This is a genomic window from Paenibacillus salivarius, from assembly GCF_051307165.1.
Lineage (GTDB): Bacteria > Bacillota > Bacilli > Paenibacillales > Paenibacillaceae > Fontibacillus.
This window is the reverse complement of sequence record NZ_CP195592.1, coordinates 5,155,275-5,167,709: the sequence shown is the minus strand read 5'-3', so window position 1 is coordinate 5,167,709 and position 12,435 is coordinate 5,155,275. Positions and strand designations below refer to the sequence as shown.

At 53.3% G+C, this 12,435-nt stretch carries 10 protein-coding genes; all 10 read left to right on the top strand.

Going from position 1 to position 12,435, the window contains the following annotated elements:
* Window positions 1-7: 7 nt before the first annotated feature.
* The 10 genes from ACSFXJ_RS23975 to ACSFXJ_RS23930 all read left to right on the top strand — a co-directional run bounded on the left by ACSFXJ_RS23975 (window position 8) and on the right by ACSFXJ_RS23930 (window position 12,392).
* A complete protein-coding gene (locus ACSFXJ_RS23975) occupies window positions 8-922 on the top strand; it encodes a D-alanyl-D-alanine carboxypeptidase family protein (protein ID WP_435922814.1) in 915 nt (304 codons plus the stop codon).
* Window positions 923-1,015: 93 nt separating this feature from the next.
* On the top strand, window positions 1,016-1,360 hold the full coding sequence (locus ACSFXJ_RS23970) for a DUF3243 domain-containing protein (protein WP_435922813.1): 345 nt from the start codon (window positions 1,016-1,018) through the stop codon (window positions 1,358-1,360).
* Between the two features lie 177 nt (window positions 1,361-1,537).
* Window positions 1,538-2,392, top strand: coding sequence for an ABC transporter ATP-binding protein (locus tag ACSFXJ_RS23965; RefSeq protein ID WP_435925847.1), 855 nt, complete (start codon window positions 1,538-1,540; stop codon window positions 2,390-2,392).
* Between the two features lie 45 nt (window positions 2,393-2,437).
* Entirely contained in the window at window positions 2,438-3,244 is an 807-nt protein-coding gene (locus tag ACSFXJ_RS23960) for a hypothetical protein (RefSeq protein WP_435922812.1), read from the top strand.
* Window positions 3,245-3,862: 618 nt separating this feature from the next.
* Entirely contained in the window at window positions 3,863-5,224 is a 1,362-nt protein-coding gene (locus ACSFXJ_RS23955) for an FAD-dependent oxidoreductase (RefSeq protein ID WP_435922811.1), read from the top strand.
* A 209-nt stretch (window positions 5,225-5,433) separates the two neighbouring features.
* Window positions 5,434-6,291 (top strand): formate/nitrite transporter family protein, encoded by an 858-nt coding sequence (locus tag ACSFXJ_RS23950; RefSeq protein ID WP_435922810.1) that lies wholly within the window; start codon window positions 5,434-5,436, stop codon window positions 6,289-6,291.
* Window positions 6,292-6,462: 171 nt separating this feature from the next.
* Entirely contained in the window at window positions 6,463-8,529 is a 2,067-nt protein-coding gene (locus ACSFXJ_RS23945; RefSeq protein ID WP_435925846.1) for a molybdopterin-containing oxidoreductase family protein, read from the top strand.
* A 186-nt stretch (window positions 8,530-8,715) separates the two neighbouring features.
* On the top strand, window positions 8,716-9,945 hold the full coding sequence (locus ACSFXJ_RS23940; protein ID WP_435922808.1) for an MFS transporter: 1,230 nt from the start codon (window positions 8,716-8,718) through the stop codon (window positions 9,943-9,945).
* Between the two features lie 32 nt (window positions 9,946-9,977).
* The gene (locus ACSFXJ_RS23935; protein ID WP_435922807.1) at window positions 9,978-10,484 is read left to right on the top strand and encodes an N-acetyltransferase family protein; all 507 of its coding nucleotides are present in this window, start codon (window positions 9,978-9,980) and stop codon (window positions 10,482-10,484) included.
* A gap of 222 nt (window positions 10,485-10,706) precedes the next feature.
* Window positions 10,707-12,392 (top strand): glutamine--tRNA ligase/YqeY domain fusion protein, encoded by a 1,686-nt coding sequence (locus tag ACSFXJ_RS23930; protein WP_435922806.1) that lies wholly within the window; start codon window positions 10,707-10,709, stop codon window positions 12,390-12,392.
* The last annotated feature ends 43 nt before the right edge of the window (window positions 12,393-12,435 follow it).

Here is a 12,435-nt window from a genome sequence, read left to right as displayed (position 1 = left end):
AATCGACATGAAACAACGGAAAGGGCGGCGGGTTTTGCCGGTTGCGGTTATCCTGCTTATGTCAGTCTTTTTATTCACCGCTTGCGGCGGCAACAAGGCGAATGAGACGCAGGCGCCCGACCAGACAGGAACGGCGGGTAACGAAACGGCGGTCGAAACGAATGCCGGGGCCGGAACGGATTCCGGTTCGAATGCCGGAGCGGAGACCGGCGGGAATACCGGTTCGGCCAGCGACGATAATAACGGAACGAATCAGAATCCGGACGGAACAAGCGGCGGCAATGGCAACAATAGCGCCTCCACGGATCAGCCGGACCGGACGGCAGCCCAAAATGCGGAGAGCGTAGCGGTTCTGGTCAATAAGGAATTCGCTTTGCCGGACGATTATGAACCGGACGACCTGGTATATCCGGATGTTCGTTTCACCTTTAAGGATAAAATCGATAAGCGTAAAATGCGTAAGGAGGCGGCCGAGGCCCTGGAACAGTTGTTTGCGGGGGCGGAGAAGGACGGAATCTACCTTGCCGGCGTGTCCGCATACCGTTCGCACAGCACGCAGACTTCGCTTTTTAACCGGTACGTGGAAAGGGACGGCCTGGAAAAGGCAAAAACCTACAGTGCCGAACCTGGCCATAGCGAGCATGAAACCGGGCTTGCGATCGACGTATCGGGCAGCGACGGAAAATGCGCGGCCGAGGACTGCTTCGGAGGGACTCCGGAGGCGGAGTGGCTCGCGGATCACGCTTCGGACTACGGCTTTATTATTCGCTACCCGGATGGGAAGGAAGACATTACCGGATACAAATACGAGCCTTGGCATCTGCGTTACGTAGGTAAGGCGATTGCGGCGGATATCGCCGAGCGCGGGATTACGCTGGAAGAATATTATGATGCGGTTCCGGTTTCGGTAAACACCCCATAAACAGGCTACTCCTCCTTCAGCTGATTCATGGCACTTCCGGACGGGTTATGTAGTAACGAACTCCATAACGACCTGAAGGAAGGTGGAACCGACATGTCGGAACATAATCATGTGGTGAACAAGGATGGAGAAATGTCGTTGGGCAAAGTGGAAGACGCCTTGAACCGGATCGACGACGAACGGAAGGCGGAGATTTTGAGCAGCTTTGGCCATTTTAAAAAGTATCTCGCCGAGCGGATCGAGCTTGCCGAGAGTATCGGAATGAGCGAGGAACTGATGGCGAAGGCCGCCGAAAAAATCGCCGGTTACCTGGCAGCCAAGGAAGAGCCCCGGGGCCCCGAGGAAAAGCTGCTTCAAGAATTGTGGCTTGCCGGGAACCAGGAGCAGCGCCACGCGCTGGCCCATATGCTGGTTCGCGTAGTAAAGGGCGGAAATTAATCGAATAGACGTGTTATTTTTATGAAGAGCGCCCAAATGAGGCGCTCTTTGCTTGGTTTGGAGAGAAGTTCTTGTTGACAAGTGATAATGATTATCAGTATCTTTAATGAAGAAGAGATGAAGATGACAGAACTTGGAGATAGCAAGCCAATGAGATAGAAGGAAAGGAAGATGGCTATGGCCTCATTGAAGACATCCCATTTAGATATCGCTTACGAGGATCGGCTGATTGTCCAGGATCTGAATATTTCGATACCGCAAGGAAAAATTACCGCTCTTGTGGGCGCAAACGGTTGTGGGAAATCGACCATTTTGAAAACGATGTCCCGGATATTGCAGCCAAAAGAGGGAACCGTGCTCCTCGACGGCAAGTCGATCCATAAGCAGTCCACCCGGGAAGTCGCCAAACAGCTCGCGATTTTGCCGCAGAATCCGACCGCGCCGGAAGGATTGACCGTGTACGAGCTGGTGTCCTATGGCCGTTTTCCGCATCAGAAAGGTTTTGGCGGGCTGAAAGCGGAGGATCGCAAGATCGTCGAATGGGCGATTGAGGCTACCCGGATGGGCGAATTCAGCGATCGCGCGCTCGAGCAGCTTTCCGGAGGACAACGCCAACGTGCCTGGATCGCGATGGCTCTGGCCCAGGAAACGGACATTTTGTTCCTTGACGAACCGACGACGTTCCTTGATATGGCCCACCAATTGGAAGTATTGCAACTCTTGGAGGAACTGAACGCCGAATCCGGGCGGACGATCGTCATGGTCGTTCATGACTTGAACCATGCCGCCAGATATGCGCACCATATGATCGCTATCAAGAAGGGGCAGGCAGTGGCTGTCGGAGCGCCGGAAGAAGTCGTTACCTCCGAAGTGCTTCGGGAAGTATTCGGCATCGAAGCCGATATCGTGACCGATCCGCGCAGCGGAGTGCCGCTTTGCCTCCCGTATGAGCTTTACCGGGCTGCCACCGAGGGCAAGGTTCGCCCCGTCAAAAAGGGTGACCAAGCGCAGAAACTGGCTTCGCTCCTGTAAAACGGTTTACCGGGAATACAAGGAAGGCATCAGGAGGGGACAGGAATGCATTTAGATTTTGATGTGCTTGACAGAGCGCTTTCGATTGTAACGGAACCCAGATCGAACGCGATGTTCACGATCCAGGCGGATCAGCTGCCGGATCGTGAACCTGCGGAACGGCTCCTCACCGTCTACCAGGAACAAATTAAGGGGCAGGACATCCAGGTGGCGGCCACGTATTACGCGGCTTGCTGGCGCGTGATTCCTGCCGCCTTGCTTTATATGGTGGCGAGTTGCGAAGGAGGCGCGGACTTTTCGCTTGCCAATCTTACGGTTCAGATCGATGTTGTTAATGACTATCCGCGCTTTTACTTTGTGCTGAACGACTCTTTTGTGAAGCCATGGCCCGAGAAGGCCGGACTTCCCGTTTGGCGGCGTGAAGTGCTGGGCGGTCTCGTACGGGATACGCTCCGGCCCGTCATGGAGACGGCCTCGGAAATTTCCGGTTTGCCGGTTGGGCAGCTGTGGGGGCAAATGCCGCTGGGCGTGGAATTTTATCTCGATTACATCGCCGATCAGCTGGGGATGCCGGACCTTAAGGAACCGATGAGGGAGCAGTTCGAATATTTCTCCGCGATTCTGGAGCCAGAATGGTTCGGATTGAAACGGAATCCTTTCAACGTCAAAAAGATTTGGCTCGACGACCCGTACCGTCCGGGCGAACAGACGCGGATGAAACCGACTTGTTGCCTGGCCTACCGGACCGATACCGGACACGGATATTGCTATGGCTGTCCGAAGCTATCGAAGGCGGAACGGGAAGAGAAGCGCCGTGAAATCATCGCTGCCGCCCAGGCGGGGAAGAGATAGCGATTTTTTTTTACATAAATTACAGCGGTGCGAGACCATCCTCCATCCTTGAAATAAAACGCAAAACCGGCTTGACCCGAGTTGGATTCGGTGTCGGGCCGTTTTTTTTTTTTTTTTTGCGTTGAACAGCATTCAAACCTTGGTGGCGGTTGGATTTTATCCAACGAAGCAGGGGGATATGGCTTGTTTTAAAGCGCTTGGTTGGAAATTATCCAATGAAATTGCAGGATTCATCCCGAATGATTGACTCTGCACGCCTTTAGGTTGGAAATTGTCCAATCAACGTCTCATCCGGTGGGTTAAATCGGCATTTGGTTGGATATTTTCCAACGGGCAAAAAGGAAGACAGAGACCGACGGCGTTTTTTAGAATCGCGGTTATTTTTCAGGCAGTACGAGACAATAAAGGGGGATCATCATCAACCTCGAGAAATACTTAAAATTGTGAATAATTTAAGAACGACGGATTTACCTCTTGCAATGTGAAAAATGTCACACTATAATAAGATCATAAGGTGAACAAATTCACAAACACATCGTTTATAAAGTGACTAATTTCACAAATAATACCCCGAATTGTTACAGATACAGTACAAGGGGATATGAGGAGGAAGAAATCATGAAAGTAGCAGTTATCGGATGTACCCATGCAGGAACGGCAGCCATTGTTAATACAGCAAAGCTTTACCCCGAAGCGGAAATTACGGTTTATGAGCGCAATGACAATATCTCTTTTCTGTCGTGCGGGATCGCCCTTTACGTTGGCGGCATGGTGAAGGATCCCCAAGGTTTGTTCTATTCGTCGCCCGCGCAGCTTGCCGAGCTCGGCGTCAACACCAAGATGCGGCATGAGGTGACCGCGGTGGACACCAAGGCCAAAACATTGCGGGCCCGCAACCTGGAGACCGGAGAGGAGTTTGGCGATACGTTCGACAAGCTGGTCGTAACGACGGGCTCGTGGCCGATCGTTCCGAAATTCGAAGGCATCGAGCTGGATAATATTTTGCTTTCGAAAAACTTCAACCATTCGAACACGATCATCGAAAAAGCGGAGCAGGCCAAAAACATCGTGGTCGTGGGCGCCGGTTACATCGGCGTAGAATTGGTCGAAGCCTTCCAGCTGAACGGCAAGCAGGTGACGCTGATCGACGCGGAGGACCGCATTTTGAGCAAATATCTCGATGCCGAGTATACCGATAAAATCGAAGAATCGTTGAAAGACCACGGAATCCGGCTCGCCTTGGGCGAGAAAGTTACAAAATTCACAGGCGAGGAGGGCAAAGTGCGCCAAGTCGTCACCGACCGCGGCCAATACGATGCGGATCTGGTGATCATGTGCATCGGCTTCCGTCCGAACACCGGTCTGTTGAAGGGGCAAGTCGACATGTTGGATAACGGCGCGATCATCGTAGATGAATACATGCGGACCAGCACGCCGGACGTGTATGCGGCAGGCGACAGCTGCGCGGTATTTTACAACCCGACGAAAAAGCATGCCTACATTCCGCTCGCAACCAACGCGGTTCGGATGGGCACCCTGGTTGCCCGCAACCTGGTCGCGCCAACGGTGAGATATATGGGGACGCAAGGCACATCGGGAATCAAAATTTACGAGGACAATATTGCCGGAACGGGCATGACCGAAGTTGCGGCCAAGGACGCGGGCATCGAAGCCGAAGCCGTGATGATCACGGACAACTATCGTCCCGAATTTATGCCGACGCATGAACCCGTGATGCTGAAGGTCGTATATGAAAAAGCGACCCGCCGTATTCTCGGCGCTCAAATCATGTCGAAGGTCGACTTGACCCAGTCGATCAACACGATTTCGGTGTGCATTCAAAACGGCATGAAGATGGAGGAACTGGCGTTTGTCGACTTCTTCTTCCAACCGCACTACAACAAGCCGTGGAACTTCCTGAACAGCGCCGGTCTCGGTGCACTCCCGGAAGTTCCGGCACGGGAAACGGTGAACGCTTAAAAAGCGAAAAGAATGCAGGTCATGATAAGCCCCGCGGATTCTCGGATCTGTCGGGGCATCATGATGTAGCCATGGAATCTTTTTTTGTGAATGAATTCACGATTATCCATCCATTTCGTGACGAATGTTACTTAACGATCCTCCGGGGCCAGGTACAATAAGGGTCGGAAACCTCATGATCATCAACAAGTCAAAAGGGGAAATGTTCGATGGCTTACAATAAACCGGATCAAATTGCTAAAGTGACGGTCGAAATGGGGATCAAAAAGGCGCATAATCCTTTGCTTACGGTGCTGGTGCTCGGTTTTTTGGGCGGGGCGTTCATCGCCCTCGGCTTTTTGCTGGATATTCGGGTCATTGCCGGCGCGCCCAAGGAATGGGGCAGCTTCGCGAATTTTATCGGCGCGGCGGTGTTCCCGATCGGGCTGATTCTCGTGCTGCTCGCGGGAGGGGAACTGCTCACCGGGAACATGATGGCGGTGCCGCTATCCCGGATGGCCAAGAAAATTACCACCGGCGAGATGTGCAAAAATTTGGTGCTTATTACGCTCAGCAACTTTATCGGCGCACTGTTTGTCGCGTATTTTTTCGGCCATGTCGCCGGTTTGACCTCAAGCGGGGTTTACCTCGAGAAGCTGGTCGATATGGCGGGACACAAGCTGGATGACGGCTTCGTGCAGGCGTTCGTTTCGGGGATCGGCTGCAACTGGCTGGTGGCACTGGCCGTTTGGCTCTCCTACGGGGCGGATAATATGAGCGGAAAAATACTCGGCATCTGGTTCCCGACGATGGCATTTGTCGCGATCGGATTCCAGCACGTGGTGGCCAATATGTTTTTGATTCCGGCAGCCATCTTTGAAGGTTATTATTCTTGGGGCGAATACCTGCGAAATTTCGTGCCGGTCTGGCTGGGTAACTTGGCGGGCGGCGCGCTGTTCGTGGCCGGAGCCTACTGGACCGCTTATTTGAAAGACGGCGGAGTTAAGCCTCAGGCGGCCGATGACGGGATAAAAAAAGGGCAGTCTACGACGGAAGCTTCCTCCGTAGCGGCCGGTAAGCATGCTTAATATGGAGTAGTAAAGAAAATCGGTCAGTCCTTCCGTGCCGGGGGATTGGCCGTTTTTTTTTGCAACGGAGGGTTCCAGCTTCATGTTTTCTAGTAGACACCGCCCCGCCTTTTTCCTAAGATTAAAGAACCGGATGTTTACGAGAGTGGGTGGAGTACTGTGAACAAAAACATGATCGACGAGCAAAACGGCGTCTTCCCCGCGGTCTGTCCGCTGGATTGTCCGGATACGTGCGGTTTGCTCTTGCATAAAGAAAACGGAAAAATCGTCAAGGTGACCGGAAACCCGGATCATCCGATTACGAAAGGCGCAATCTGCAATAAGGTGCGAAATATGGCCGAGCGGGTGTACCACCCGGAACGGGTGCTGTACCCGATGCGGCGTGTCGGAGCCAAGGGCGAGGGGAAATTCGAACGAATCAGCTGGGACGAGGCGATTGCGGAAATTTCCGGACGGTATCGTTCGTTGATTCAGGAACATGGGCCGGAAAGCATTCTGCCTTATAATTTTTACGGCAACATGGGAATTCTCAGCGTCGAAGGGATGGACCGGCGCTTTTTCAACCGGCTCGGGGCGTCCAAGCTGCAGCGGTCCATTTGCACCGCGGCGGGGAATGTCGGCTGGAGTTATACGATGGGCTTCGGCGGCGGCACAAGTCCGGAAGAGACGGTGAATGCCAAGCTCATCATCGTGTGGGGCGGCAACCTGGTCAGCACGAACATGCACCAGATCGCCTTGATCGAGCAAGCGAGAAAACAGGGCACGAAGCTGGTCGTCATCGACGTTCATCGCAACCGGACCGGGCAGCGGGCCGACTGGTTCATTCCGCTGTACCCGGGAACGGATGCGGCGCTCGCGCTTGGGATGATGCATGTGCTGTTCGAGCGCGGGCTGGCGGACGAAGCCTTCTTGGAACGCTATACGGTCGGCCATGAGGAACTGCGCGAGCACGTGAAGGAATATACGCCGGAGCGGGTATCGAAGATTACCGGCGTACCTGCGGATGACATCGTGAACCTGGCCGTCATGTACGGGGAAACGTCCCCGGCTTATATCCACATGGGGAACGGGCTGCAGCACCATGACAACGGGGGAATGGCGATCCGCACGATCAGCTGCCTGCCCGCCTTGACGGGCCAGTGGCTCGTACCGGGCGGCGGGGCGTTCAAGTCGAACGGCGCCTACGGCGAGATGAATACGGACGCACTGGAACGTCCGGAGTTAAGAGCCAATCCGAACATCCGGACGATCAACATGAACCGGATCGGCGAGGCGCTGACGAGCCTGGAGCCGAAAATCCGCGCGATGTTCGTCTATTGCGCGAATCCGGCCGTCGTGGCTCCGGATACGAACAAGGTCGAACAAGGGCTGGCCCGGGAAGACTTGTTTACGGTCGTGCATGATCTTTTTATCACCGATACGGCGAAATATGCGGATATCGTGCTTCCGGCGACCTCAACATTTGAAAATACGGATATCTATGCATCCTATTGGCATCATTACGTCCAATTGCAGGAACCGGTCATTCCGCGGCGGGGCGAAAGCAAAAGCAATGTGGAAGTATTCCGCCTGCTCGCGGAGGCGATGGGCTTTGAGGAAGAGGCGTTCCGCGATACGGAAGAAGACATGATCCGGCAAGGGCTGAACTACCCTGACAACCCGTATTTGAACGGAATTACCCTGGAGGGATTGAAGGAGCACCGTTTTCTCAAGCTGGATATGAGCCATAAGCGGGAATATCTGGAGAGATTGACCACGCCTTCGGGCAAAATCGAACTGTACTCGGCGCGTATGGCCGAGGCGGGGCTTCCGCCGCTTCCGACGTTTATGCCGCTGCAAGAAGGCTATGACGGAGAGAATCGGCCGGCGGGGGACGCCGCTTATCCGCTGATGTTCATTTCGCCGCCGAATCACAGCTTCCTGAATTCGACTTTTGCCAATGTGGAGAAATTGACGGCCTTGGAGAAGGAGCCTCTGCTGCAAATTCATCCGGAGGACGCCATGGTACGCAACATCCAGGACGGAGACGAGGTCGTCGTCCGGAATGATCGGGGAAGCTACCGGCTCAAAGCGAACGTTACCGATAAAATGCTGCCGGGCACGGTCGTCAGCCAAGGGCTCTGGTGGGAGAAGGGCGGCAAGCGCCGCCGGGCCAATGCCCTGACCTCCGACCGGTTGGCGGATATGGGCGGCGGCGCGGTCTTTTTCTCCACCGTCGTCGAGGTAAAGCGTCAATAAATGTACTTGCCGAAAGCGGACTTTTTGAGTAATACTATTGTAATCTGGGCCACAAATATTTGCTGATGCGACAGTGCGTTTTTTTGGTGATGTAGGGAGCCCCTCGGGGCTCTCTTTGTATTTTAGATGCACAGTGTACATATCGGAATAATAAAAATAGGGCTTGCAGAGGGGGAGAGATCTGGGATGAAATGGTTGCAGTCCTATCCGCGGGAAGTGAAAGTGTTTCTTGTCGCCAGCTTGATCAGTTCGGCGGGAGGGTCGTTAATGTGGCCGTTGATCACGATGTTCGTGTTCAAGGTACTGGGCCGGAACGTGACGGATGCCGGTCTCGTGATTTTGATCATGTCGGTCGGCGGCATTGTCGGACAAGTCCTCGGTGGCTCGTTGTATCATAAGCTCGGGGTTAAAAAGCTTATCGTCGGCGGCGTTGGCCTGAATGCGCTGTTCCTGTTATTGCTGCCCTACGGCAGCGGAAACTGGCCGGTGTTTATGGCGCTGATGGGCGTGATCGGCTTTTTTAACGCCCTTTCCATGCCTGCCATTCAGGCGTTTATCGGCTTTCGTTTTGCCGAGCGGCGCGGGGAACTGTTTAATGTCATTTACGTCGCGAACAACATCGGCGTGGCGCTCGGGACGGGTCTCAGCGGATTCCTCGCCCGTATTTCCTATGATATGAGCTTTATTTTAAACGGATTGGTTTCGGCGGGATTTGCCGTTTTTTTCTGGATTTATTTGAACAAAGTTCAAAAAAGCGAAGGCGACTTTAAGCTGGGGAAACCGAAAAACGATACGGAAAAACAGCAAAGTTGGAAATTGCTTGGAAGATATAAAGTGTATCTGTTCATGGGAGTCGGTTCGTTTTTTCTCTGGCTCGGCAATTGCATCTGGAATAACGGGGTTTCGCCTTATACCATTTCCAAAGGGATGCCGGAATGGAACTATAGCATATTGTGGACGCTCAACGGAGTTCTGATCTTTGTGGGCCAGCCGTTTATTCTCTGGATCAAGCGGATGTTCGCAAAATCGGAGGAGGCGCAGTTGACGGCCAGCGCGGTATTTTATATGCTCGGCTATATTATGATTCTCGGGTTCCACAATTATCCGAGCATGGTGCTTGCCATGGTGCTCATTACATTCGGCGAAATGCTGATTTCGCCGGCGATTCCTTCGTTTATTTCGGAACGGACAGGCAAGTCGGCCCCCTTCTATTTGGGCGTAGTCGGCGGTATGGGAGCCGCGGGAAGAGTGGTCGGCCCGTATGCGATGGGTGTCCTTTTCGACTGGAACGGACTGACTCCGGTTGCTTGGCTGGCGGTAGGAATCGCTCTTCTGTCGGTGATCTCTTTTATCATTCATGCCCGGCTTAACCGGGAGAACGTACGGGGACTGGTGGAGGCGGATCAGATCCATTAATTTTGGGTTTTAGGAAAGGAAGCGGGTTTGTTATGACAGATTCGGTATTGGTCAGATTGTCGCAAATGCGGGATGCGGGAGAGTTGATGGAGCTGGATGCTCTCGCATGGGATGAGCTTACGACCCCCGCAGGGCTGCTGCACTGGGAATCCCGTGAACAGTATTTGCAGAAATGCCCGCCGGGAAGCCAGCTTGTAGCGGTCATCGGCGAAACAGTGTGCGGATATTTGGGTTTTGGCCATCCGACTCCGCTGGACAGCAACAGGCATGTATATGAGATTAACATCGCCATTCATCCGGCATATCAGAGACGAGGCATCGGACGCAGGCTGATGGAGGCCGTCAAGCAGCTTGCCGCGGAACACGGAGTCCGCAAGCTGTCTTTGCGCGTGCTGGCAAGCAATCCGTCGGCGATCGCATTTTACAGAAGCTGCGGGTTTGAGGAGCAGGGGCGGCTGGTTGAAGAATTTTTGTTGAACGGCGTTTATGTGGACGATATTCTGATGTGGTGTCCGGTGGACGCGCCATTGAACATTTAACGAGATATCGGTATATTTAGAAGAAGAAAAAAGGGATTATATAAGATGACCCGCATTTATATAAGTAAAGCTAAATAATGAGATGCAGGCAAGGGAGTAAAATGATTCCCAGCGATCGTAGGCATATTTTACGTACTTGCCCACATATCCATTTCAATTGCTCGACTTATCTGATTCAAGGTTCAACTTATATAGTACAGACCGAGATCCTGAACGGAAAGGTTGATCATCGTGGAGAACCATAACCAAAGCAGTACCCCACCCAATTTTATCAAAAACATTATCAACGAAGATCTGCAGAGCGGTAAAGTAGATAAGGTCGTAACCCGGTTCCCGCCGGAACCGAACGGATATTTGCATATCGGCCATGCCAAGGCCATCTGGATCAATTTCACTCTGGCCGACGAGTTTGGCGGACGGACGAACCTGCGGTTCGACGACACGAACCCGGTAAAAGAGGATGTCGAATACGTCAACTCCATCAAGGAGGACGTGAAATGGCTCGGATTCGAATGGGAGGAGCTCCGTTTCGCTTCCGATTATTTTGAGGAAATGTATGAGCGTGCCCTGATCCTAATTAAAAAAGGAAAAGCGTATGTGGATGATCTCAGCGCCGACCAAATTCGCGAAACGCGGGGAACCCTGACCGAGCCGGGCCAAAACAGCCCGTACCGGGACCGTTCGGTAGAAGAGAACCTGGACCTGTTCGCAAGAATGCGCGCAGGGGAATTCAAGGACGGCGAGAAGGTGCTTCGCGCCAAAATCGACATGGCGTCTCCGAACATCAACTTGCGCGACCCGGTTATTTACCGCATCGTGCATGCAACTCATCACAACACGGGGGACAAGTGGTGCATCTACCCGATGTACACGTTCGCCCATCCGTTGGAGGACGCCATCGAGGGCGTAACCCACTCGCTTTGCTCCACGGAGTTCGAAGATCAACGACCGTTCTATGACTGGGTCATTGCCGAGACGGAAATGCCTTCCGTACCGCATCAGTATGAATTCGGCCGTCTAAACCTGGAGCAAACCGTGACGAGCAAGCGGAAGCTGAAAATGCTCGTCGACGAAGGCGTTGTGGACGGCTGGGACGATCCGCGCATGCCGACGATTTCCGGCCTTCGCCGCCGGGGGTATACACCGGAAGCGATCAAGGCGTTCGTGTACGAGACGGGGATTTCCAAGGCTTACGGTTCCATCGACGTGAAAATGCTGGAGCATTTTATCCGCGAGGACCTCAAGCTGAAGGCACCGCGCACGATGGCGGTCGTCGACCCGCTGAAGGTGGTCATCACGAACTATCCGGAAGGGCAGACCGAGTTGTTGGAGGCCGAAAACAACAGTGAGAACGAGGAGATGGGCAGCCGTCAAATTCCGTTTTCGCGCGAAATCTACATCGAGCGGGATGACTTTATGGAGAACCCGCCGAGCAAGTATTTCCGCTTGTTCCCGGGCAACGAAGTCCGGCTTAAACATGCATATTTCATTAAATGCAACGATGTAATCAAGGACGAAAACGGCAATGTGGTGGAGATTCACTGCACCTATGATCCCGAAACCAAGAGCGGCAGCGGGTTTACGGGCCGTAAGGTGAAGGGAACGATTCATTGGGTCGAAGCGAGCCAGGCGGTACCGGCCGAATTCCGGCTGTACGAGCCGCTGATTCTGGATGAAGACGAAGAGGAAAACGGAGAAGAAAAGACGTTCCTCGAACGGGTCAATCCGAACTCGCTGACGGTCATGCACGGTTATGTGGAGCCTGGGATGAAGGATGCGAAGCCGCAGGACAAATTCCAGTTTTTCCGCCACGGTTATTTCAATGTCGATCCGAAATATTCGAAACCGGGCCATCCGGTGTTCAATCTGATCGTTTCGCTGAAAAGCTCTTTCCAGTTGCCGAAGTAAGTTTAATGTTATGCAAAAAAGCCATATTCAGCCGAGGCTGAGT